The sequence below is a fragment of the Thermaerobacter composti genome, assembly GCF_033582035.1.
GTDB classification, from domain to species: domain Bacteria; phylum Bacillota; class Sulfobacillia; order Thermaerobacterales; family Thermaerobacteraceae; genus Thermaerobacter; species Thermaerobacter composti.
Map to the genome: position 1 here is coordinate 422,508 of NZ_CP132508.1, position 23,399 is coordinate 445,906.

Genomic DNA, 23,399 nt, shown 5'->3' on the forward strand with positions numbered 1-23,399 from the left:
TGTCACGAATCGGACCCCAGGGTCAGGTGGTCCTACCCAAGTCGATCCGTCAGAATCGCATCCTCCCGCCGGCGGCCCCTCCCCGTGGGCCGCTCCCCACACCCTTTGACAGCCTGCCCGCCGGACGGAACAATACCCGACAAGGAGTCTGCCAGGCAGCGCGCTTCGTCCTGCAAGCGGAAGGGCCGGTAGGGCGGGGCCTGGTGTCCCGGTCCCTGAGGTCCCCCCGGTCCCTCCGAGGCGGGGCGGGTGGCGCGCTGCCCGGCGCGAGACGGAGGAATGAGCCTTGGCGCTGTGGGTGTGGAAGTTCGGCGGCAGCTCCGTCGCAGGGCCTGACCGGATCCGCCACGTGGCCCGGCGGGTGGCGGAGGCCCGCAAGGAAGGGCACGACCTGGTGGTCGTCGTCTCGGCCATGGGGGACACCACCGACGACCTCATCGATCTGGCCCGGCAGCTCCACCCTGAACCTCCCGCGCGGGAACTGGACGCCCTGATGGCCACCGGCGAGCAGACCAGCGCCGCGCTGCTGGCCATGGCCCTGGATGCCCTGGGCGTGCCGGCCCGCTCCTTCACCGGGTGGCAGGCGGGCATCCAGACCGAGGGGCCCCACGGCAGCGCCCGGGTGCGGGCCATCGCGCCCGAGCGGCTGCGCGAGGCGCTCGGGGCCGGGTTCGTCCCGGTGGTGGCGGGGTTCCAGGGGCTCAGCGCCGAGGGATACGTCACCACCCTGGGCCGCGGCGGCTCCGACACCACGGCCGTCGCCCTGGCCGCGGCCCTCGGGGCGGACCGCTGCGAGATCTTCAGCGACGTGGAGGGCGTCTTCACCGCCGACCCCCGGGTGGTGCCCGACGCCCAGCTCCTCCCCGTGATCTCCTACGACGAGATGATGGAGCTGGCGCGGCTGGGTGCCCAGGTGCTCCACCACCGGGCGGTGACCTGCGCCCAGCACCACGGCATCGTGATCCACGCTCGCTCCACCTTCTCCGACCACCCGGGGACGCGGGTCGTGCCGGCGGGTGCCATCGAGCCCGATCGCCCGGTCAGCGGCGTCGCCTCCGACCGCCACGTGGCGCGGCTGGCGCTGGTCTCGGTGCCCAACGTGCCGGGCATCGCCCACCGCGTGTTCAGCGCCCTGGCCGAGGCCGGGATCAACGTGGACATGATCAGCCAGTCGGTCGCCCGGAACGGTCACCAGGACATCGCCTTCACCATCGCCGACGGGCACCTGGCCGTGGCCCAGCGCATCCTGGAGCCGGTGGTGCGGGAGCTGCCGGCGGAGCGCCTGGTGGTGGACGACGGCATCGCCAAGGTCAGCGCCGTCGGCGCCGGCATGGCGACCCAGCCCGGCGTGGCGGCCACCATGTTCGGCGCCCTGGCGGCGGCGGGCATCAACATCGAGATGATCAGCACCTCGGAGATCAGCATCTCCTGCCTGGTGGCCCGGGAGCGGGTGGATGACGCGGTGCGGGCGGTGCACGCCGCCTTCGGGCTCGGGGCGGGCGAGGCCGCTGCGGACGAACCGGCTCCCCGGGCAAAGTTTGAAATTGACACTCAATAATGGTTCAGCTACCATGGGCATCGTGTGAGAACCCTTCTCAATAGCAAGGAGGGAGCACGGTGCCCATGCAACGCGCATGGCTCGGTGGGCTCGTGGGGGCCACCCGGACGGGACGGGGCACCCGGGCGACCCGCAGGAGTTGGCCGTTCGGACGCCGCGTCGCGGTCCTGGTGGCCGTGTCGCTGGTCGCCGCGCTGGCGTTGTCCGCATGCGGCGGCGGCGGACCGGCGGCGTCCGGCGGGGCTGGGTCGTCGACCCACGGCGGAACGGTATCCGGTGGTGGAACGGGTAGCGGCAGTGCCACCGGGAGCGGCACCGCCAGCGGCGCCGGGGAGGGCGAGGGCTACGTCGTTCGCCACGCCATGGGCGAGACCCGGATCCCCCGGACCCCCGAGCGGGTCGTGGTCCTGACCAACGAGGCCACCGAGGCCCTGCTGGCACTGGGCGTCAAGCCCGTCGGCGCGGCCAACTCGTGGCTGGGCGACCCCTGGTACGACCACATCGCCCCCCTGATGGAGGGCGTGACCCCCGTCGGCAAGGAGGACCAGCCGAACCTGGAGGCCATCGCCGCCCTGCAGCCCGATCTGATCCTCGGCACCAAGATGCGCCACGAGAAGATCTACGGACAGCTCTCCCAGATCGCGCCGACCGTCTTCTCCGAGACCATCCGGGGCAAGTGGCAGGAGAACTTCATGCTCTGGGCGGAGGCGGTCAACCGCCAGGCCGAGGGCGAGCGCCTGCTGGAGGAGTGGCGGGGCCGGATCGAGGACTTCCGCCAGAAGGCCGGAGACAAGTTGGACATGGAGGTCTCCCTGGTTCGCTTCATGCCGGGCCGCGTCCGCATCCTCTACAAGGACACCTTCGCCGGCAGCATCCTGGAGGAGATCGGCTTCAAGCGCCCGCCCGCCCAGGACAAGGCCGACTTCGCGGCCGAGGTGGGCAAGGAGCGGATCCCCGAGATGGACGGCGACATCCTGTTCTACTACAGCTACGAGACCGGTGACGGCCAGGCCACCAGCCTGGAGCAGGAGTGGACCCGGGATCCCCTGTGGAAGAACCTGTCCGTGGTGAAGCGCGGCCAAGTCTACAAGGTCGATGACGTGATCTGGAACACCGCCGGCGGCATCCTCGCGGCGAACCTGATGCTGGACGACCTCTACCGGTACGTGCTGGGCACCGAGCCGCCCGCCCGGTGAGGTAGGCCGCACCGGCCGCACCGGTGGCGGGTGCGGGTGGAGGGCACGGGGGCGGTCGGGAACGAGCGGACCGCGCCGTGCGGTGGGCTGCATCGGCGGCTGGTGCGGCGGACGCGGCGGGACACGGAACAGATCCTGGGTGGCCCGGGGGCGCGCCGGCCGAAGCCGCCGCGTCGGCCGGCGCGCCCCGTCGTGTCGCGGTCAGCCGCGTCGTCGGCTGACTCGGCGTTCCGGAGGTGGGTGACCGGTGGGAGGGCGAGGGCGCCCTGGGTCAGGGCGCCCTCGCCCTATTGGGCCCGGCTGCTATTCGCGAGCGTTCCCGTAGAGCGGCCCTACCTGCGATGCGCCCCGGTGCCGTGCGCTGGGCCAGAGGCCGCCGGGGACGTCGGCCTGCCGGCGTCGCGTCGGGACGGGAGTTGGGGGTGCAGCCCCACCAGGGCCGGTTCGTCCGTCGCATCCGGCTCCGCCGGTCCCCCGTCTCCCTGGGCCACCCCGGCGCGAGGGGTCCTGGGTGCCCACCGGCTGTACGGCACGCAGAGGGGCGTGCCGTAGACGGGGTCGGGGACGATGCGGCAGTCGATGCCGAACACCTCGCGGAGCAGCGCCTCGCTGAGCACCTCGGCCGGTTGGCCCTGGGCATGGACCCGCCCCCGGTGGACCACCACCAGGTGATGGGCGTAGCGGGCCGCCTGGTTGAGATCGTGGAGGACCATCACGACGGTGCGCCCCTCATGGGCGTTGAGCCGCGCCAGGAGGTCCAGGATCTCGATCTGGTGGGCCAGGTCCAGGTAGGTGGTGGGCTCGTCCAGCAGGAGCAGCGGCGTGTCCTGGGCCAGCGCCATGGCGATCCACGCCCGCTGACGCTGGCCGCCCGAGAGGGCGTCCACGGGGTGGTCGGCCAGGTCTTCCAGGCCGGTCCATACTAGGGCCTGGCGGACGTGGCGCTCGTCGTCCGGGGTCCACTGCTGCAGCCACGACTGGTGCGGGTAGCGGCCCTGTTTGACCAGCTGCAGCACCGTCAAGCCCTCCGGCGCCAGCGGGCTCTGGGGCAGGATGGCCAGCCGCCGCGCCACCTCGCGGGTGGGGAGGGTGGCGATGGCCCGGCCGTCCAGGAGTACCGCCCCGGCTTGCGGCCGCAGGAGCCGGGCCAGGGCCCGGAGCAGGGTGGACTTGCCGCAGCCGTTGCGGCCGATGAGGGCGGTGATCCGCCCGGGCGGGATCTGAAGGTCCAGGTCGGCGATCACCGGCTCGCGCCCGTAACCAACCGTCAGATTGCGGCTCTCCAGGACCGGCATCGTCGGCGCCTCCCATCCGTCGCTCTGGGCGATCCGTGGCACCGGGTGGGTCGAACCCGTCCACGGCGTTCCGCATCCCGTTCCCGCGCCGCGGCGTGCCGCGGACGGTGATCCGATCCCGAGGCGCGCCGCCATCCGGGGCTCGGGGGTCGGGGCGACCCTGCCGCCGGATGCCGCGCCGCGGTCGGGTGCCGCCCGGCCGGGGTCGGGGCCCCGCCGCGTGCCGCCGGAGGATGTCGGCTACCGCCGGTGGGCGCGGTAGAGCAACGCCAAGAAGAAGGGGGCTCCCACCGCAGCCGTGAACACCCCGGCCGGCACGTCCAGGGGCGCGAAGGCCACCCGTCCCAAGGTGTCGGCGGCCAGCAGCATCGACGCCCCGGCGAGGGCCGCGGCCAGCGCGGCCTGGCTGAACGCAGGCCCCGCCAGATGACGGGCGATGTGGGGCGCCAGGAGCGCCACGAAGCCGATGGCCCCGGCCACAGCCACCGCCGCCCCCGTCAGCGCCGCGGCGGCACCCAGGGCGACGAGGCGGTCGCGGGCGGGCGTGGTGCCCAGGCCGCCGGCCACGTCGTCCCCCAGTTGCAGGGCGTCGACCCGCCGCGCCACGACGGCCGCCAGCCCGCCGATGGCGACGCACCACGGGGCCAGCAAGAGGACGTCGGTCCAGGTGGCGCCGTAGACGGTGCCGGTGAGCCACAGCATCGCCCGGTTCGTCAGGTAGATGGGGCTCTTGACGACCAGCAGGGTGGTCAGGGCGGCGGTGGCGGCGCGGACGCCGATCCCGACCAGGATCAGGCGCAGCGAGACACCGGCGCGGCGCGCCAAGGCGTACATGGCCAGGGTCGTGACCATCGCTCCGGCGAAGGCGGCAGCGGGCAGCCACCGGACGCTGAGCCCCTGGCCGTACGTCAGGAAGGCGACGGCCGCCGCCGAGGCGCCACCGGTCACGCCCAGGATGTCGGGTGCCGCCAGGGGGTTGCGATACACGGCCTGGGTGAGGGCGCCGGCCAGGCCCAGGGCCGCGCCCGCCAGGACGGCCACCAGGGCCCGCGGCAGACGGAGGTCGAGCACGACGAAGGCGTCGGGGCTCGGGGTCGGTGTGGTGACGAGAGCCCCGGACGTCCCGCCCTGCGGCCCGGCAACGGCCGGCGCTCCAGTCGCCGGGGGCACCGGCGAGGTTCCCGGGGCCAGGCCCGCACGGACGGCGTCGATCAACGTGGCCACCACCCGGTCGGGCGGGATGGCCAGCGACCCCAGGCACAGGCTGCCGACGAGCCCCACCAGGGTGGCAACCAGGAGCGCCGCCGTCGCGATCACGGATCGGCGGCTGGGGTGGAAGGACATCGGCAGCCGGCGCAGGCGGACGGTGAGGTGGCCCGGCAGGGGCCGCGGCCGAGGCTGGGGCTGGGCGGATTGCGGTCGTCGGGACCTCGGTTCCACCGACGACGGCCGCCTTCCTGGCGTCGGTCCGGCGAGCTCGCCGCTGGGCCTCATCGCAACGCCCTCCATCCCAGCAGGATGAACAGCGGCGCACCCAAGAGGGCGGTGGTCACCCCGACCGGGAGTTCCTCCGGCATGGCCAGGAACCGCCCCGCCAGGTCGGCGACCAGCAGGACGGCGGCGCCGATCCAGGCGCTGTAGGCCACCAGCCAGCGCGGGCGCAGTCCCAGCAGCGCCCGGGCCGCGTGGGCAGCGACCAGGCCGACGAAGCCGATGGGGCCGGCTGCGGCCACCGCCGTCCCGGCGAGCAGCACCACCGTGGCACCGGCGGCGAGCCGCACCCGGCCCGCCGGGACGCCGAGGCCCCGGGCGACGTCGTCGCCCAGGGTGAGGACGTGCAGGGCGGGAGCGACCGCCACCGCCGCCAGCCACCCCGCCGCCATCCAGGGGAGGAGCGGTCCGACGAGGTCGAGCTCCCGTCCCGCCACCGAGCCCTTGAGCCAGAAGAGCACCTCGTCCAGGGCCCGCTCGTGGGCGGTGAGCAGACCGCTGGTCAGCGACTCGCCGAGGGCCCAGATCGCCGCCCCGGCCAGGGTGAGCTTGAGGGGCGTCGGGCCGTCGCGACCCAGGGCGCCGAGCACGTAGACCAGGAGACCGCCCGCCGCTGCCCCGGCGAGCGAGGTGGCGGTGAGCAGGGCGAGGGAGGACGCGCCACCCAGGACGGCGACCAGCACGACGGCCGTGGCGGCGCCCGCGTTGATGCCCGCCACCTCCACGTCGGCCAGCGGGTTGCGGGTCAGCATGTGCAGCAGCAACCCGGCGATCCCCAGGCTGGCACCCACCGTCACGGCCAGCAGGGTGCGGGGCATGCGGACGGTGGTGACCACCAGGTGGGCGTCGCTGCCGTTGAACCGGGTATACGCGCCGACAACCTCGCTCAGCGGGATCGCCATGGCGCCGTAGGCCATGCTGGCCGCGGCCAGCGCGGCGACGAGTCCGACGCCCGCCGTGAACCCGACTGCCGGTCGCGCCAGGGGCAGGATCGGCGGCCGCCCGGGCGCCGCTGTCACCGGCCGCACGCGCAGGAAGGAAGCCAACGTCGACGCCCCCTTGTCCATCGACCGCTTCCGCCGCCGGGGCCCGTGTCCCCACGGCCCCCTGGCTTCGGGCCCTTCACCGCTCCCCGTTGGACAGGCGGCCCGCTGCGGGTACGCGGCCTCGGGGGTCCGCTGCGTGGCAAATGCTTTTGAGAATCCTTCTCCATTTCGCACTCGATTCGATCTTGCGGGGTCGGGCCCCTTCCCGTCAACCGCCCGGTCCAGACTGGATTGGAGGAGGCGGCGCGGGATCGGCGGACCGAGGCTGCACCTCGCCGCGCCCCCCGGAGGGGGCGGCAGCGGCAAGGCTTCCCCTCGGGCAGGCGGAAACGAAGGTAGCAGACCCGGCGGACGCGGCGGGCCGAGGGGGTCGCCGCGTCCCCCCACGGGCGTTCCACGGACTCGATCCGGCCGGCGAGTGGGTTGATGCGGTCAGATGTTGCAAGCCGCTTGCAAGACCGACCGCGGGGGAATTCGTGGAATTGCCCGAGCGCGGGCTTGCCCGAGCAGGGTCTGATGGACCGTCCTCAGTGATCCTGGGCCGCGAGGTCATCGACGAAGCCCCGCCTCGCGGAGGCGGAGCAGCACGGTGTGCATGTCGTCGCTTAGGAGCTCCCGGTGCATCGATGGGCCAGCCACCTAGTGCCTGTCAGCTCGGTGGTTCGGGGCCCCGCGTCGGCGCCCACCTTTCCCGCGGCTCAGGAGGGCGCAGGGGCTTGCCCCAGAAGACGATGCTCCAGAGGTTCAGCACCGACGGGGGCAGGCTGCGGACGGTCTGGAGGTCGCGGGCCACGACGTCCCGCACCGCATCCCACCCGTAGGTGCGGAAGAGCCACTGGATGTCCTCCCACTCGCCGTACACCAGCACGGTGAGGATGACCAGTTGCCGGTCCCGCTGGGCGTCGATGGTGCGGACGTCGTAATTGTGGAAGAGCCGCGCCACCCGCGGGGGCAGTTCGGTCACCGTCCAACCCCCCAACTTGCCTTCCGGCGCCAGCGTAAACCGTCTGATCCGCGGCCCGCAAATCGGGGATCGGCGAGCGGCAGGAGGTGGAACGGTCGCAAGCGGCGCGGCCAGGGATGACGGGCACGACGCCGCGCGGGAACGGGGCCGGGGCGGCAGACGACCTCCATCCCTTTCGCGCCAGTGTTGCACGCCGGCTCAACCCGCCTGCGGTCCCGGACGACCGGCGGTCGGGGAGATCGGAACCGGCGCCGACAGCAGCGGCGCGATGCGATATCCCTCCAGCCGCTCGTCGCGGTAGGCGGCGATGAAGACGAAAGGCGGCTCCGGTTCCAGCATGCGCGGCAAGAAGAGGGGGATGTTGCCGACCACCCGGGGGTCGCGGAGCACCTGCTCCACCGGCCACCACGCGAGCCGGCCCTCCTCGGATGCCAGCAGCTCGCCGGTGGCGGCATGGGCTAAGAAGGTGTAGATCATCTGCGGCCGCCACCGGCCGTCCAACTCGTGGAAGCACAGGATCGCCCGCAGGACCGGGTCCTGGAGGACCAGCCCCGTCTCTTCCGCGAACTCGCGGACGACCCCCTGGATGGGGTCCTCGCCGGCTTCGAGCTTCCCGCCCGGCGCGTTCCAGCGCCCCGCGTTGGGCGGCTTGCGCCGTTCCAGCAGCAGGACCTGGCCCTCCCGGACCAGGAAGCCCAGGGTGAAGACCTCGAAGACGTGGCGCGGGGTCGGTGTCGTCATGGTAGAAGTGTTCGGCCGGGCGTGGTCGAATCCTGTTGCCGCGACGGCACGATCCGGGGCGGCCGGCGTCCATTGCCCGGGAAATCGCGCGACTCGGGACGAACGGCGCCGGACCCGTCCGGGGGCGCGGCGCGCCCGCGCCTGCAGGGGGCGCCGTCAGACGGTGAGGAAGACCGGGTTTCCGTCGGGGTCGTGCATGACCCACCCGCGGGGCGAGGGATCGGTGCTGGCGCCCGCAGCCCGGGCCCGATCCAAGACGGCCTGGAGGTCCGCGTCCCCAGGTAACCGGATGGTGAGCCCTGCCAGGCCGGCGGCTCCGCGGGGCGGGGGTGGCACGTCTTCCCCAGCCCAGACGTTGAAGCCGAGGTGGTGGTGGTATCCGCCCGCCGCCACGAACAGGGCACCGGGGAAGTCCCGCTGGGTGACCTCGAAGCCGAGCACGCCGCAGTAGAAGGCCTCGGCGGTCTCGAGCCGGGAGACCTGCAGGTGGATGTGCCCGACCACGGGCCCCACCGCCTCCGCCGCCGGGGCCTCTCCGCCGGCTGCCGGGTCAGCGCTCCCGCCCACCGGGGCTCTGCCCCCGCTCCCGGGGGCGGCACCCCCGCCCGCCGGGTCGCCGGAGGATCGGGTTCCCCCTGGGGGCGGCTGCGTCGCAACGGAGCTCGGGGCCGCCCTGCCGGCGGCGACCAGGCCGTCCAGGTCCAGGGGGGCGGTGTACATGGCCACCCCGCCGGTGCGCCGCGGCCACCGCTCCCGGGGTCGGTCGGCGTAGAGCTCGAGGCCATTGCCCTCCGGGTCGGCCAGGTAGATTGCCTCGCTCACGCCGTGATCGGCAAAACCCTGGAAGGGCCATCGCGCCTCTCGCAGGCGCAGGAAGGCGCGGGCCAGGTCCGCCCGTCGGGGGTAGCGCAGCGCCACGTGGTACAGACCCGTGGTGCGCGGCGGGCGCGGTGGCGCATCGGACGCCTCTTCGAGGCAGAGCAGGGGAGGGTCGCCAGGGGCGGCGGCCAGCCAGACCGCTGCGCCGGCATCGCCGGCAGCGCGGGTAGGTCCGGCGGCTGCTGCGGATGGGGCGCCCGCCGTGCCTGGGGACGAACCACCTGTCCCTACCGGTGCACGCGACGGGAAAAGATCCAGGAGTCCGCTGTAGAACTCCAGCATGCGGTCCAGCTGGCGGACCCGCAGGTACACGGGCCCGAGGCGGATCCCCGCCGGGAGGGCGGTACGGGACTTGGGCGCGGGGTTCATCGCCGGCCCACCTCCTGGTCCCATTGTCGCGCAGCCTCTGCCCTTTGGCCACAACGCCGCCCGGTTTCGACTCCCCGGCCGTGGCGACCCAGGATGACCCCAGCCCCGTAGCTTCTTTGGCTACCCGCCACGGGGGGCCTTGAAGACGTGTGAACCCCTCGCGACCGGGCGCGAGGGAGGGGCCTGGGGAGACCGGTCGGCGAGGCCCCGCGCAAAGGCGAGCAGGTTCTGTCGAACGGAAGTCGAATGGGCGTCGAATAGCTCCCTGCAGTGCATCGAATGCCCGACGAAGGGCCGCCGGACCCACCGGTCCTGGTGCCTCCGGACACCAGGGATGGTCGAGGGGCCGACGGCCAAGCGGCCAAGCCGTCGGGCGTGCGGAGGCGGTGCTCGCCTTGTCCATGTCCACGGCTTCCTCGCGCTACACCCCCCGCCAGCGGGCGCTCCTGGCCCGCTACGTCAGCAACCTCGACGGCAACGTGTATGCGATCTACAACCTGCCCGAAGAGGTCGTGGCGGTGATCTTCGCCTACGTCAGCCGCAGCCCGCGCAGCTTCCGGGAGAACCTCCTGCGTCTGATGGAGGATCCCGAGCTGGACCTGCTGGCGGGTCTGCCAGCCCAGCCCCAGCCGGTGTCGGCCGCCAGCGCGGAGCAGGTGGCCGCGGCGGCGGACGATGAAGACCGGGGTTCTGCGCTGGCTCCGTCGGCTGCGGCGGCTGACATCGCGGGGTCCGTGGCCATCGCGGCGGAAAAGGCGCGCAAGTTCCACGAGAAGTGGGTGGTCGGCTACGGCCACGCGTCGGTGGCCGAACTGGCCAAGGCGGCGGTGGGCATCGAGGGGATCTCGCGCCTGGCCAGCGCGCGGCTCGAGACGGCCAACCCATGGCTGTCGTTCATCGAATACAGCCAGCGCTACCAGATGCCGCCGCGCGGCGCCTACGTCGTGCCGCCGGAGCTGGAGGCGGCCGGCGACCCGGCGCTCTTGGAGGACTTCCACCGCGTCCAGGACGTCACCTACGACGCCTACCAGCAGATCTTGCACGGGCTGGTGGAGCACCTGGACCGGGTCGAACCGGCCCGCGCCGGCGAGACGCCCCGGGCACGGCGCACCCGCCTGGAGAGGCTGGCCTTCGAGGACGCGCGGTACGCGTTGACCCTGGCTGTCCAGACGAACCTGGGCATGGTGGGCAACGGGCGCGCCTTGCGCGATGCCATCGTCCGGTTGCTGTCGGATCCGTACGCGGAGACGACCCGCCTGGCCGAGGCGATCCGGAGCGAGGTCACCAAGGTGTTGCCCACCCTGGTTCGGTATGCCGAACCCAATCCCCGCATCCGTGCCGCGGAGGAGGGCGTGGCTCGAGGGGTCACCGCGGCCCTGGGCCGATACCGCGAGGTGCGGGCGGTGGCCAGCGATCCGGTGGTGCTGCTGGACTGGACGGGCCGGGACGCCCGCGCCTCCCGCGACGCCACGTCCGGCGGGGATGCGACGGGGCCGCGCGCAGCGACCGGTGACGCCCCTGGCACCACCACCCCCGACGAACAAGCCGCCCTGGACGTGGTCCTGAGCGCTTGGCTCACGGAGTTCGGCTCCGGCGGGTGGCCGGAGACGGACGACGTCCTGGCGCGCATGACCCCGGCGGAGAAGATCGCCCTGTTCGCGCGCGCCGTCGAGGCCTTGGGTCCCCACGACCCGCCGCCGGACGCGCTGAAGTTCGTCCGCTACCGGGTGGAGCTCACCGTGTCCGAGGCCAACTGGCATCAGCTCCTGCGCCACTCGCGGCGGATGCACTTCGCGCCCCAGGCGCCGGGCATCGAGCACGGCGTCACCGTGCCGCCGCGGGTGCAGGAGGCGGGGCTCGCGCCGGTGCTGATGCGGGCGGTGGACGCCGCGGAGCGGCTGTTCCTCCGGCTGGAGCGTGCGGGCCTGCCCCTGGCGGCCCACTACGTGGTGACCAATGCCCACCGGCGCCGGGTGCAGGCCGAGTTCGACCTGTGGCAGCTGTACCACCTGATCACCCTGCGCGGAAAGCCGGAGGCCCAGTGGGACATCCGCCAGACGGTCCACCAGCTGGCGCGCCGCGTGATGATGGTCCACCCGAATCTGGTGCGGTGCGCGCCCCGCTTGATGGCGGTCCTGGATGGCGGCGGCGAGGGGCGGCCCTAGGCAAGGGTCCTGCGTGGAGCGGGGCCCATGCGGGTCCTTGGGAGCATCACCGGCGGCTCCCGCCGGACCGGAAGTGCGTAATAGGACAGGCCGCGCGGGGCGATCGCCCGGCCGTCGCCGGATGCGGCCGGTCCGAAGGCGGCCCGTTGTGGCGGTCGCCGCGCCTGTGTTACGATGCTCGTGCACGCGCGGGTGGGGACGCGCCCGCGCGTGCCAAGCGCCGGGGTGTCGGAACTGGTAGACGAGGCGGACTCAAAATCCGCTGGGCGCGAGCCCGTGCGGGTTCGACTCCCGCCCCCGGCACCGACCAGCACTGCGGCTGCGCGTGGCCCCGTCGGGGAGACGTCCCGGCGGGGCCGGATCCTTGTTGCGGGTCGGAGGGAACGCGGGAACGGGCAGGTTGAGCCGCCCGCACGCCACCGCATGGGGAGGGGGCGGCGCACGATGGACCAGGTGACCCACCTTCGCCACCTGCTGGACGAACGCGGGCAGCCCGCTCCCGGGCGCCCGGGCGCGCTGGCGCGGTATTACGGGGCCATCGTGGCCGCGGCCTCGGCCCAGCGGCCCGGGGAGGAGGTGCTGACCCCCCTCCGGTGCCGGCGGCGTCCCGATCGCCACCCATGCCGCGGGCACCTCTGGGTACGGTGCACCGGGCCGGAGGATCGGGAAGAGGTGCGCTGGCGATGTCCCGTCTGCGGCGACGGCGGCGTGATCCGCGGCTGGCAGGGGACCCCCTTCGACCGTCGCCAGGACCGCCTGCCTCCCGATGCCCCGCAGGTCGGCGTGCTGATCTTCGCCTCGCCCTTCCAGGTGCGGGAATTCCGCCGCCAGCCGGAGCTGTCCCCAGAGGCGCTACGGATCTTGGACCGGGCGCGGCAGACCACCGCGGGGGTGGTCGTCGAGGTCACCGCGGACGAATTACGGCGCTTGCGTTCCGAATTCGAGGCATTGCGCGCCGTCGCCCGGGGTCGCAACGCGCTGATCCTCGCCGCGTTGCTCGCCCAGATGGACCACCAGCTCGGCTCGATCGCAGGATCCGCCGCGGAGGAGGCCCGCCGGCGGCGCGGCGACCAGGTGGGGGACGATTCCGGGCACCCCCCTGGCCGGAACGATCAGGAGGAAGGTCCGCCGCGCGGGCTATGGATGGCCATGGAGCGGGAGCTGCGCAAGCTGGATCGGCTGCTGCAGGGCCGGGAGTTCGCCAGTGCGGAAGAGCTCAATGCCTTTGTGCAAGGGTACCTGGAGCAGGGTGGACTCCCGGAGCTTCCCGCCGAATCCGCGCTGGAGCTGGCGCAGGAGCTGGCCTACACGGCCTGGGAGGCCGACGACCCTGCCGAGCGGGTGCGCCTGGCCCGCGAGGCGCTGTCCCTTTCCGCCGACTGCGCGGATGCCTGGGTGATCCTGGGCCATGAGGCCGACTCCCTGGAAGAGGCCATTCGCTGTTACACAGAGGGGGTGCGCGCAGGGGAACGGGCCCTGGGTGCCCGCGTGTTCGAGGAAGATTCCGGGCATTTCTGGGGTCTGGTCACCACCCGCCCCTACATGCGGGCCCGCTTCGCCCTGGCCCAGGCCCTTTACCAGGCCGGGCGCACGGACGAGGCGATCGCCCACGGCCGCGAGCTCCTGCGCCTCAACCCCAACGACAACCAGGGTGTCCGTTACCTCCTGGTGCACTGGTTGCTGGAGACGAAGCGCAGCGACGAGGCCGAGGCGTTGCTCCGTGAATACGACGAGGACAGCGCCTTCTGGCTGTACGCCCGCGCCCTGTGCACTTATCAGCGGGGCGGCGACACGTGGGCAGCGCGCCGGGCGGCCGGGGAAGCCTTTGCCGCCAACCCCCACGTCGTCCCGTTGCTGGCAGAGGACCTGGCCGACCTCGACGAGCCTGAATCGTTCACCCCGGGTGGGCGCGAAGAGGCGTTGATCTACTGGAACATGGCCTTGGGAGCGTGGCAGGCCACGGAGGACGCCCTGGCGTGGCTGGTCGGCGTCTTCCGCCAGTGGATCAGACCCGAGCCGGCACGTCGGAAGAAGGTGGGCCGCAACGACCCCTGCCCCTGCGGCAGCGGGCGCAAGTACAAGCACTGCTGCCTGCGGCGGGGCGATGGCCGGCAGGGCGGGCCTGGTGGCACCACCAGTCCGTAGGAACCCGCACGACGGTATCGCAATCGACGATGGTCCCGCTCGTACCCTTCGCAGGGAAGCCCGACGTCCTGTGTCGTCAGCGTCGCGCTGCCGAGAACCGGGGAGTCGCCAGCCGCCCCCGTGGTCGCCTCGCGCCTGGTGTCCTGTTTCACTCCCCATCCGAGTCCCTGCCTTCGACCGCCGCCAGGGCGCGGGCCAATCCCCCGGAAGGAACGTGGCGCCTGGGCGCCGAGGGGCAAGGGGTCAGGAGGAGGCGTGCCATTAGAGAGCAAATTGATATCAACAAGATATCCCAAGACGCGTGCTCGCGCTCCGGGGAGGTCAGTGCCGATGCAGGAGACGCGGGTCCGTGCCCGGCCGGGGGTCCTCGGCCTGCTGGTGGTGTTGTTCTTGTCGGCTGGGGGTGTGTACCTCTGGAGATGGCCCTGGCCGAGCTGCAGCGCAGCGGCCTGGTGGACCTGGATCACGAGCGCCGCGCCGCCATGATCAACAACCTGATGGTCGCCATCGTCGGCGAGCGGGCCGCGCAGCCGGTGATCAACACCAGCACCATCTACTGATACGGACTGAACCGGCGAATGGGACCGTCGAATGGGGCGTTCGCATCCCCGTCGGGTGCCGTCGCCGCGTACGGCGGACGAACCGGCAGCGGCGGGGAGCAACGGGATCCGGTCGGGGCGGGACGCCCGGGCGCGCGGCCCGATGGGTCGCATGGCCGGCATCCCGCCCCGTCCCTCCCACGGGAAGGGAGCAGCCGTGCCCGAGAGACGGCGGCAGCAAGCGAAGAAGCGCTTCCTCCTTCGGCTCGACCCGGCGATCTACGAGGCGCTGCGGCGCTGGGCCGACGACGAGTGGCGCAGCGTGAACGCGCAGATCGAGTACGTCCTGCGCGACGCCCTGCGGCGGGCGGGCCGGTTGCCCGGAACCCGCGCCCGCCCGCGGGCCGCTGGGGAGGAGCGGCCGGAGCCGCCCGCGGGGCACGCCGACGACGGACCGCGAAGCGGCGCACCGCCGGGGCCGCGGTCCGAGCCTTTGGACGGACGTTCGGCGGAGGATTAAAATAACCCCGGCCCCAGCGGCGGCAGCGGAAGGAGGTTGCGTCCGTGTCCGATTCCACGTCTCGACCCATCCGGCTCGTCATCCTCTGCAGCTGGGGAGCGACCTCCAGCCAGCTGGCGCGCAAGGTGCAGGAAGCCGCCCGGCGGCGGGGGATCGAGCTCGTGGCCGACGCCGGCGGCACCGGCGAGTTCAAGAAGAAGGCCGGCCAGTTCGACGTCGCCCTCCTGGAGCCCCAGGTGCGCCACCTCAAGGGGGAGGTGGAGCGCGTCGCCGCCGAGCACGGCATCCCGGTCGACGTGGTCGACCCACGGGCCTTGACGCCTTCGTGATCTTCGCCCTGCCCGTCATCTTGACGGGCTCGATCTTCCTCATCGTGGCGAACCCGCCCGCGTCGGTGCAGTGGGGGCCGATCCAGGCCTGGGCGCGGGCCGTGGAGCCCTATCAGGCGGAGATCCTCTTCCCCTTCCACCTCACCTTCGGGCTCGTGTCGCTGGTGGTGGCCTTCGGCGTCGGCTACAGCCTGGGCGAGCGGCGCGAGGTGGACTCGGTGCTGGCGGGCATCCTCTCCATGCTCGCCTTCCTGATGACCGCCTTCCCGGTCGAGGATCTCTCCGCGGTGCGCTTCGGCGACGTGCTGGACAACCTGGGCGGCCAGGGACTGCTCGTCGCCATCCTCATCGCCATCGCCGCCACCGAGCTGATGCGCCTGTTCGTCCGGAGCGGACTGGCCATCGAGCTGCCGCCCGGCGTGCCGCCCTACGTCCTGCGCACCTTCCGGGCGCTGCTCCCCTTCATGATCGTGCTCCCCGCGGTGTGGCTCCTGGAGTGGGTGGTGTGGGCGCGCACGGGGATGACGCTGCCCGCGGCGGTGCTCAAGGTATTCAGCCCGCTGGTGGCGGTCTCCAACTCGTATCCCGCGGCCCTGGGCATGATCGTCTTGATGATGCTGCTCTGGAGCCTGGGGATCCACGGGATGAACGTGGTCTCGTCGGTCGCCTACCCGTTCTGGATGACCCAGCTGGCCCAGAACGCGGAGGCGGTCAGCGCCGGACAGCCCGCCCACGGCATCGTCACGGAGCCGTTCTTCCACATGTTCGCGCACCTGGGCGGATCCGGCGCCACGTGGGGCCTGGTGATCTTCATGCTGCTGTCGCGGTCCCACCAGCTGCGCCAGGTCGGGAAGACGGCGCTGATCCCGGCGATCTTCAACATCAACGAGCCGGTGATCTTCGGGCTTCCCATCGTGCTCAACCCGATCATGATGATCCCGTTCATCCTCGCGCCGGCGGTGATCGTCACGATCAACCATCTCCTCTTCGCATCGAGCGTCCTGCCGCCCATCATCGTCCAGCCGCCCTTCACCGTGCCCATCTTCCTCGGCGGCTTCATCGCCACCGGGGGGTCGGTGCTGGCGGGCCTCGTCCAGGTGATCGATGCGGTCATCGCGGCGCTGATCTACTGGCCCTTCTTCAAGCAGTACGAACGGACTTTGCTCGCCCAGGAGCAGAGTGGGTGACGGGCGCTGGCCGGCTCTCCCGCGGACCGCAGGAGGTCGGGGTCGGGTCGCCGCGGCCGTTCCGTGGACCCCGGGGCGTGGAGGCGGGCTGGCGTGGCCCAACGCAGGCGGGAGGTGGGCCGGGGGCGGTGGGGAGGCCCGCACGCCTTCGGGGTTGGCGACGGGACCGGCCTCCGGCCCCGGTTGGCGATACGCCGTGATGCTCCGGGGCGGCGAGCCATGGGGTGACCGGAGTCGAGGAGGGTCTTTGGTTGGAGAAGCTCGAGCAGGCGATCTTCCAGCTGGTTCTGCACGGCGGCAACGCCCGGGCCAAGGCCTACGAAGCCCTCGATGCCGCCGAGCGCTTCGACTTCGAGGCGGCGGAGCGCCGCCTCGCCGAAGCCGAGGAGGAGCTGCAGCAGGGACACCGGTGGCAGACCGAGCTCATCCAGTCGATGGAGCAGGCGCCGCCGAGCTTCCTCGCCATCCACGCCCAGGATCACGTGATGACGGCCCTGGCCGAGCTCAACCTGGTCAAGCGCCTGGTCCGCGCCTACCGCACCCTGGACGAACTGGCCCGTCGGCTGGCCGCCCTGGAGGAGGGCAACGGCGAGCAGGCGGCGCAGGACTGACGCCGGATGGGGCCGCGCCTCAGCGCGGCCCCATCCGCAGCGCCCCGTCCAGCCGGATGACCTCGCCGTTCAGCATCGGGTTCTCGACGATGTGCCGGACCAGCATGGCGTACTCCCGCGGTCGGCCCAGGCGGGGCGGGAAGGGGACCTGCTGCTCCAGGGACTTGCGGGCGGGCTCCGGCAGCCCCGCCATCATCGGCGTGTCGAAGATGCCTGGCGCGATGGCCACGACGCGGATCCCGTGCCGGGCCAGCTCCCGGGCGATGGGGAGGGTCATGGCCGCCACGCCGCCTTTGGAGGCCGAATAGGCCGGCTGGCCGATCTGGCCGTCGAAGGCCGCCACCGAAGCGGTGTTCACGATGACGCCGCGCTCGCCCTCGGCGTTGGGCTCCTGCTGGGCCATGACCGCCGCCGCCAGCCGGATCACGTTGAAGGTTCCCACCAGGTTGACCTCGATGACGCGGCGGAACCGGTCCAGGTCGTGGGGCCCCTCCCGGCCCAAGACCTTCTCCGCGATGGCGATGCCGGCGCAGTTGACGACGCCGTGCAAACCGCCGAAGGCGTCGACGGCCGTCCGGACCGCCTGCTGCACGCTCTCCGCGTCGGTCACGTCGGTGGGGACGAACCGGCCGTGCTCGCCCAGCCGCGCGGCCACCGCCTCCCCGGCCGGACGGTTGACGTCGGCGATCACCACGCGACCGCCGGCCTCGGCCAGCAGCTCGGCGGTGGCCGCACCCAGGCCGGAGCCGCCGCCGGTCACGAGGAACGTGGCACCCTGAACCTCCAAGGACGGACCTCCTCTCCGGCAAGGTTCATCCCGCCCGTTCTCTGCCCCTCTACCCTTCAGCCGCCCCTTCCCGGGGCGACCACCCGCCCGTGGGATGGGCCCGCGGGCGGACGGACGCCGGCGAGCCCGGCGGGGTGGGGGGTGGGTTGGGCTGGTGGTCCCGCTGCCCATCCTTCGTCGCCGCTGCCCCGTCGCTGCACCAGCGCAGCCACTGGTGTCGCCTGACGTGGGTGCCGCTACGCGAGCCGCTCGATGATGGTGCACGTGGCCATGCCGTGCCCGATGCACATGACCTGCAGGCCGAACTGGCCTCCCGTGGCCTCCAGCCCCGCCAGCATCTTCGCCATCAATCCGGCCCCCGTGGCCCCCAGGGGGTGCCCGTGGGCGATGGCTCCGCCCCAGGGGTTCACCTTCTCCATGTCCGGGCCCAGTTCCCGGGCCCAGGCCAGCACCACGGTGGCGAAGGCCTCGTTGATCTCGATCCAGTCGATGTCGCGGATGGTGAGGCCGGCGCGCTCCAGGGCCAACCGCGTGGCCGGGATCACCCCCGTCAGCTGCATCGTCGGGTCGTCGCCTACCACCACGCGGGTCCGGAAGCGGGCCTTGGGGCGGAGGCCCGCGGCCCGTGCCGCCTCGCGATCCGCCACCAGCACCGCTGCCGCCCCATCGGAGATCTGGCTGCTGTTGCCCGCGGTGACGATGCCCTGGCCCTGGGGCCGGAAGGCCAGGGGCAGGGCGGCCATGCGCCCCAGGTCGACCCGGTCGCGGATGCCTTCGTCCCGGGTGACGGTGACGGGGCGGCCCTCCGGGTCCAGGCCCTCCACGGGCACGATCTCCCGGTTCCTCCCCTCCCGGGCGGCCGCGCTAGCCCGCCGGTGGCTCTCGGCGGAGTACTCGTCCGCCTCTTGCCGGGAGATGCCCCACTTCTCGGCGATGCGCTCGGCGCTTTCGCCCTGGTGGATGAGCTCGTAGCGGTTCCGCAGTTCGGGGTTCAGCGTTTCGAAGCCGCCCCGGATGTCGCTGAACATCGGCACCCGGGTCATGCTCTCGACGCCGGCCGCGATCACGAAACGAGCGTCGCCCGCGGCGATGGCCTGCGCGGCGAAGTGGATCGCCTGCTGACTCGAGCCGCACATGCGGTTGAGGCTGACCGCCGGCACCGTCACCGGGAACCCGGCCAGCATCACGGCCAGCCGCCCGACGTTGGCACCCTGCTCGCCCGTCTGGGTGACGCAGCCGGTGACCACGTCGTCCACCGCCCCGGCGTCGAGCCCCGTGCGGTCCAGCAGCCCCCGCAGGGCCAGGGCCAGCAGCTTGTCGGGTCGGGTCGCCCGATGGACGCCGTCGCGCTTGCCGAAGGGCGTGCGGACCGCCTCGACGATCACGGGTTCTCCCACGGTTAACCCTCCCCGTGTGGAACTGGCGGCCAAGGGGCTGAAGCGAGCCATTTTGCGAAGCCTTGGCCGTGGTCGGTCCCCACTGGTTCCTTTGCCCAAGCCCCATCCGGGATGGGTTGCTTGGCGGCCTCAGGTTCGGGCGCCCGGACCCGCTCCCGGCACCTCACCGGCCAGGCGGGCCCGCAGCTCCCGCTTGAGGATCTTGCCGGAGGCGTTGCGGGGCAGGTCGTCAACGAAGATTACCCGCTTGGGAACCTTGAAGGGCGCCAGCCTCTGCCGAGCGTGATCGATCAGCTCCTCGGCGGTGGCCGTCGCCCCGTGCTTCAGCACCACCACCGCCGTTACCGCCTCGATCCACTTGGGGTCGGGCAAGGCGATGACCGCCACCTCGGACACCGCCGGGTGGGTGTAGAGGGCCTCCTCCACCTCGCGGCTGGCTACCAGCACGCCGCCGGTGTTGATCACGTCTTTGAGGCGGTCGACCACGTACAGGTAGCCCTGTTCGTCCACATAGCCCAGGTCGCCGGAGTGGAACCAGCCGCCGCGGAAGGCCTCGTCGGTCTCCTCGGGCTTGTCCCAGTAGCCCACCAGCAGCTGGGGCGAGCGGTGGACGATCTCCCCCAGCTCTCCTGGTGGCACGTCCCGCATCGCCTCGTCCACCACTCGAGTCTCAACGTGGAAGACCGGCCGGCCTGCCGAGGCCGGCCGCGCGTCGTGCTCCTCCGGGCGCAGGACGGTGGCCAGGGGTGCGATCTCGCTCTGGCCGTAGTAGTTGTAGGGACGGGCGCCGGGCAGGCGCCGCCGCAGCTCCTCCAGGACTGGCACGGGCATGATGGAGGTGCCGTAGTACAGCTTCCGGAGGCTGGAGAGGTCGTACCGGTCGAAGTCGGGGTGGCGGAGGAAGTTGATCCACACCGTGGGCGGCGCGAACATCGACGTGATCCGTTCCCGCTCGATCAGCGGGAGGCAGGCTTCCGGCGCCGGCGCCGGCAGGATCACGTTGGTGGCTCCCACCAGGAGCTGGGGCATGAGGAAGACGTGCATCTGGGCGGAGTGGTAGAGGGGTAGCGCGTTGAGGCTGCGATCCTCTGGGCTCTGGTCCAGCTCGATGATGCAGCTGACGTACTCGGCGAGCAGGGCGCGGTGGGTCATCATGGCGCCCTTGGGCGCCGCCGTGGTGCCGGAGGTGTAGAGCAGCTGGACGACGTCGGTCTCGTCCAGCTCGGCTTCCGGCTCCTCCCCGTTACCGGCCGGGTCCAGGGCGGCCTCCAGCAGCTCCTCCAGCGTGCCGGTGATGGCCGCCCCGACCCGCTCGCGCACCGCCTCCACCTGGGGGGCCAGGTCGGCGTCGTAGAACAGCGCCCGGCTGCCCGACTGGTTGACGATGTAGACCAGTTCCTCCCCCGTCAGCATGTAGTTGATCGGCACGTGGATGATGCCGGTCCGGGCGCAGGCCAGCCAGGCGAGGACGTAGATGTCCGAGTTGCGGCCGTAGACGGCCAGCCGGTCGCCCTTGGCCAGGCCGCGGGCCAGCAGGGCATGGGCCAGCTTGTTGACGGCCGCGTCCAGCTCGGCGTACGTCCACCGGCGCTCCCCGAAGCGGATCGCCTCCTTGTGGGCATTCTTCCGCACCGAGCGGCGCAAGGCGTCGCCGATGGTGTTCCGCAGTGCCCGGCGGATGCGGGGGTCGGGGGCGAGCATGCCGGTTCACTCCTTCCTCCTGGGTCGAGGTCGTGGGCCGCTGAGGGCACCGTGTCCCAGCTGGCGGTCTCCTTCGTGAGGTGGTCGCGGAAGCGCTCGCGCAGGGCCTGCTTGAGGAACTTCCCCGTGGACGTACGGGGGATCTGGTCGACGAACACGATGTCGTCCGGCAGCCACCACTTGGCGAACTTGGGGCGCAGGAAGTCGAGCAGCTCGTCCTTGGTGGCCGACTGCCCCGGCTTGAGCACCACCACGGCCAGCGGGCGCTCCTGCCACTTGGGGTGCGGGACGGCGATCACCGCGGCCTCCGCCACGGCCGGGTGGGCCATGAGCTCGTTCTCCAGGGCCACCGAGCTGATCCACTCGCCGCCCGACTTCACCAGGTCCTTGGCGCGGTCCTTGATCTCGATGTAGCCCTGGGGGTCGATGGTGACGATGTCGCCCGTGCGGAGCCAGCCGTCGTCCGTCCAGCGATCGCCCGCCTCCGGGGCCTCGAAGTAGGCCGACGCCACCCAGGGACCGCGGATCTCCAGCTCGCCCATGGTCTGCCCGTCCCAGGGGACCAGGCCCTGGTCGTTGCGGGCCCGGATCTCGATGAAGGGGACGGGTCGACCCTGTTTCGCCGGGTAGTCGTACTGGACGTCCGCCGGCGCCTCCTGCAGTTCGGGGGTGAGGGTGGACACGGTGCCGAGGGGCGTCGTCTCCGTCATGCCCCAGGCGTGGACGACCCGCAGGCCGTGGCGTTCCTGGAAGGCCTGGATCATGCCCCGCGGGGCCGCCGACCCGCCGACCACCATGGCCCGCAGGCTGGAGAGGTCCCAGCGGCCCGGATTCCGGTCCAGCTCCTGGAGGATGCCCAGCCAGATGGTGGGGACGCCGGCGGTCAGGGTGACCCGCTCCTGGGACAGGTCTTCCAGAAGGCTGCCGGGATCGAGGTGCGGGCCGGGGAAGACCTGCTTGGCCCGGCGGACGAAGTACGGCGTACGTGTAGCGATGAAAACTCTTGTCCGGCAGGCGGGTGACGATCGCCTTGCTGCCAAACAGTTGCTCCGCCCTCCGCAACATGGCGGGGATCGTCAGCTGGTAATCCAGCATCAGTCCGCGCATGCAGCACCCCTCCCGCACGATCGACGGCCGCGGCCCTGGCGGCCGCGGGCTTTGGGGGCGTCGCCCGGCCGCCGGCCGCCGTCGCCCGCGGCGGGGCCGACGGGCCGGGTTCGTCCGGAAGAACCGGCCCCCCGCGGCCCGCCCCCCGCCCCCGCGGCGGCCGCCGCGATGCCCGGCGGCGACTCCCACCCTGCATCCCCCAGCGCATCCGACCCCTCCGTCCGACCGACCGGTTGCCCTACCGGTTGCGCCGTCGACCCGACCCGTGGCGTCGTGGACGCTGCGGCGGGACCATCACCCCCCTGCAGGCCGGTCGCCGGCCCGGGGAACGGCCCGCACCGCCGTCAGCGGCAGGTCCCGCTCCCGGGCCCAGTCCTCCCACTCACGGGCCGGCCGCCGCCGGAAGACGTCGGCCAGGAAGGCCTCCAACGTCCGGGCGTCCTCCCATGGCGGAGCGTCCGCCCATGGCCGGGCGTCCTCCGCGGGTGGCGCGTCCTCCGGCACCGGGCGGCCGCCGCCCGAGCCGGTGTCGGCACCAGCGCGCCCCCCACGAGTCGCCCGGACGCCAAGCGCCTCCAGCAGGCGCCGCGCGAAGTGGGGCTCCAGGGCGGCCAGCGCCACCCACCCGTCCTGGGCGGGGTAGCAGCGGTAGAGCGGCAAGCCGCCTCCCAGCACGCCCCCGGGGGCGGTAAGGCCGTGGCGCAGGGGCGCCGCCCAGTCGGCGGCGGCCTCCGCGAGGGGGACCTCGGCGTAGCGCGCCGCATGCCCCCGTTCCCGCCCCAGGAGCAGGGCCAGGGCTGCGCTGACCGCCCGCTCGGCGCCGGCCAGGTCGGCCATGAGCGTGCGGGGCAGGACCGGCGGCTCCAGCAGGCCGGCCTCCGCCAGGTAGGTCAGGTCGTGGCCGGGTTCGTTCTGGCGGGGCGGCGGGTAGCCGACGATGGCCACGTAGGCCAGGCGGGGAAACCGGCGGCCCACCTCGGCGGGTGCGAGCCCCAGCCGCGCCAGGGCTGCCGGACGCTGGGCGGTGAGCAGGAGGTCGGCGTCGGCCAGCAGCCGCTCCAGCGCCTCCCGGCCGCGGGGCGTCTTGAGATCGAGGGTGCGCACTTCCTGACCGGCGGTCAGCTGCGCGTACCAGGCCGGGGCGACGGCGGCCAGGGGATCCCCGCCCGGGGGCTCGACCTTGACGACCGTGGCGCCCAGGGCCTGTAGCCGGGCTGCGGCGACGGGACCCGGCACGTTGAGGGCGAGGTTGACCACCCGGCAGCCCCCGAGCGGCAGGGGACAGGGCGGCGAGGTCCATGGGCGGCGGGCGGCGGCGACCATGCCCGGCACCCCCGATCGCGTCGCCAGCGAAGATGGTGCTCCCGGATTT

Annotated in this window: 18 protein-coding genes, 1 tRNA gene and 2 pseudogenes; 10 read left to right on the forward strand and 11 right to left on the reverse strand. The window is 72.7% G+C overall.

The genetic code is table 11. The features are described from left to right. The first annotated feature begins 286 nt into the window (after nt 1-286). Both Q5761_RS01735 and Q5761_RS01740 read left to right on the forward strand, forming a co-directional pair. Entirely contained in the window at nt 287-1,558 is a 1,272-nt protein-coding gene (locus tag Q5761_RS01735) for an aspartate kinase (protein ID WP_318750950.1), read from the forward strand. Nucleotides 1,559-1,623: 65 nt separating this feature from the next. Continuing rightward, complete coding sequence (locus Q5761_RS01740) at nt 1,624-2,754, forward strand: iron-siderophore ABC transporter substrate-binding protein (RefSeq protein ID WP_318751582.1); 1,131 nt, start codon at nt 1,624-1,626, stop codon at nt 2,752-2,754. A gap of 332 nt (nt 2,755-3,086) precedes the next feature. On the opposite strand, the gene Q5761_RS01745 is transcribed toward Q5761_RS01740, so the two are convergent. The 6 genes from Q5761_RS01745 to Q5761_RS01770 form a co-directional block, all read right to left on the reverse strand. Next, complete coding sequence (locus Q5761_RS01745) at nt 3,087-4,049, reverse strand: ABC transporter ATP-binding protein (protein ID WP_318750951.1); 963 nt, start codon at nt 4,047-4,049, stop codon at nt 3,087-3,089. A gap of 240 nt (nt 4,050-4,289) precedes the next feature. Then, nucleotides 4,290-5,489 carry an iron ABC transporter permease gene (locus Q5761_RS01750; protein ID WP_318750952.1) on the reverse strand — a complete coding sequence of 400 codons (1,200 nt, stop codon included), beginning with the start codon at nt 5,487-5,489 and terminating at the stop codon, nt 4,290-4,292. 50 nt (nt 5,490-5,539) lie between these two features. After that, nucleotides 5,540-6,586 (reverse strand): iron ABC transporter permease, encoded by a 1,047-nt coding sequence (locus Q5761_RS01755; RefSeq protein WP_318750953.1) that lies wholly within the window; start codon nt 6,584-6,586, stop codon nt 5,540-5,542. 649 nt (nt 6,587-7,235) lie between these two features. Next, nucleotides 7,236-7,550: a DUF6922 domain-containing protein gene (locus Q5761_RS01760; RefSeq protein WP_318750954.1), complete on the reverse strand. Its 315-nt coding sequence runs from the start codon at nt 7,548-7,550 to the stop codon at nt 7,236-7,238. A 198-nt stretch (nt 7,551-7,748) separates the two neighbouring features. Then, a complete protein-coding gene (locus Q5761_RS01765) occupies nt 7,749-8,291 on the reverse strand; it encodes an 8-oxo-dGTP diphosphatase (RefSeq protein WP_318750955.1) in 543 nt (180 codons plus the stop codon). A gap of 156 nt (nt 8,292-8,447) precedes the next feature. Beyond that, nucleotides 8,448-9,539 carry a VOC family protein gene (locus Q5761_RS01770; RefSeq protein ID WP_318750956.1) on the reverse strand — a complete coding sequence of 364 codons (1,092 nt, stop codon included), beginning with the start codon at nt 9,537-9,539 and terminating at the stop codon, nt 8,448-8,450. A 401-nt stretch (nt 9,540-9,940) separates the two neighbouring features. Here Q5761_RS01770 and Q5761_RS01775 point away from each other — a divergent pair, with 401 nt between their 5' ends. The 8 genes and pseudogenes from Q5761_RS01775 to Q5761_RS01810 all read left to right on the forward strand — a co-directional run bounded on the left by Q5761_RS01775 (nt 9,941) and on the right by Q5761_RS01810 (nt 17,035). Further along, nucleotides 9,941-11,704 carry an FAD-dependent thymidylate synthase gene (locus tag Q5761_RS01775; RefSeq protein WP_318751583.1) on the forward strand — a complete coding sequence of 588 codons (1,764 nt, stop codon included), beginning with the start codon at nt 9,941-9,943 and terminating at the stop codon, nt 11,702-11,704. A 219-nt stretch (nt 11,705-11,923) separates the two neighbouring features. Further along, nucleotides 11,924-12,007: transfer RNA gene (locus Q5761_RS01780), tRNA-Leu, on the forward strand. 141 nt (nt 12,008-12,148) lie between these two features. Next, on the forward strand, nt 12,149-13,849 hold the full coding sequence (locus Q5761_RS01785; protein WP_318750957.1) for an SEC-C metal-binding domain-containing protein: 1,701 nt from the start codon (nt 12,149-12,151) through the stop codon (nt 13,847-13,849). 452 nt (nt 13,850-14,301) lie between these two features. Further along, nucleotides 14,302-14,409: pseudogene (locus tag Q5761_RS01790) on the forward strand (SPFH domain-containing protein); the annotation flags it as partial. Between the two features lie 196 nt (nt 14,410-14,605). After that, nucleotides 14,606-14,908: a hypothetical protein gene (locus Q5761_RS01795; RefSeq protein ID WP_318750959.1), complete on the forward strand. Its 303-nt coding sequence runs from the start codon at nt 14,606-14,608 to the stop codon at nt 14,906-14,908. 44 nt (nt 14,909-14,952) lie between these two features. Then, nucleotides 14,953-15,237: a PTS sugar transporter subunit IIB gene (locus Q5761_RS01800; RefSeq protein WP_243123770.1), complete on the forward strand. Its 285-nt coding sequence runs from the start codon at nt 14,953-14,955 to the stop codon at nt 15,235-15,237. Further along, nucleotides 15,234-16,424, forward strand: coding sequence for a PTS sugar transporter subunit IIC (locus Q5761_RS01805; protein WP_318750960.1), 1,191 nt, complete (start codon nt 15,234-15,236; stop codon nt 16,422-16,424). Before Q5761_RS01800 ends, Q5761_RS01805 begins: the two co-directional genes overlap by 4 nt. 251 nt (nt 16,425-16,675) lie before the next feature. Further along, nucleotides 16,676-17,035 (forward strand): PTS lactose/cellobiose transporter subunit IIA, encoded by a 360-nt coding sequence (locus tag Q5761_RS01810; RefSeq protein ID WP_318750961.1) that lies wholly within the window; start codon nt 16,676-16,678, stop codon nt 17,033-17,035. 19 nt (nt 17,036-17,054) lie between these two features. On the opposite strand, the gene Q5761_RS01815 is transcribed toward Q5761_RS01810, so the two are convergent. The 5 genes and pseudogenes from Q5761_RS01815 to Q5761_RS01835 all read right to left on the reverse strand — a co-directional run bounded on the left by Q5761_RS01815 (nt 17,055) and on the right by Q5761_RS01835 (nt 23,350). Next, nucleotides 17,055-17,822, reverse strand: a complete 768-nt coding sequence (locus Q5761_RS01815) for a 3-hydroxyacyl-CoA dehydrogenase (protein ID WP_318750962.1) — start codon at nt 17,820-17,822, stop codon at nt 17,055-17,057. A 236-nt stretch (nt 17,823-18,058) separates the two neighbouring features. Next, nucleotides 18,059-19,219 (reverse strand): thiolase family protein, encoded by a 1,161-nt coding sequence (locus Q5761_RS01820; protein ID WP_318750963.1) that lies wholly within the window; start codon nt 19,217-19,219, stop codon nt 18,059-18,061. Nucleotides 19,220-19,348: 129 nt separating this feature from the next. Next, on the reverse strand, nt 19,349-20,920 hold the full coding sequence (locus tag Q5761_RS01825; RefSeq protein WP_318750964.1) for an acyl-CoA synthetase: 1,572 nt from the start codon (nt 20,918-20,920) through the stop codon (nt 19,349-19,351). Nucleotides 20,921-21,051: 131 nt separating this feature from the next. Continuing rightward, nucleotides 21,052-21,960: pseudogene (locus tag Q5761_RS01830) on the reverse strand (AMP-binding protein); the annotation flags it as partial. 361 nt (nt 21,961-22,321) lie between these two features. Further along, nucleotides 22,322-23,350, reverse strand: a complete 1,029-nt coding sequence (locus Q5761_RS01835) for a CoA transferase (protein WP_318750965.1) — start codon at nt 23,348-23,350, stop codon at nt 22,322-22,324. Nucleotides 23,351-23,399 lie beyond the last annotated feature (49 nt).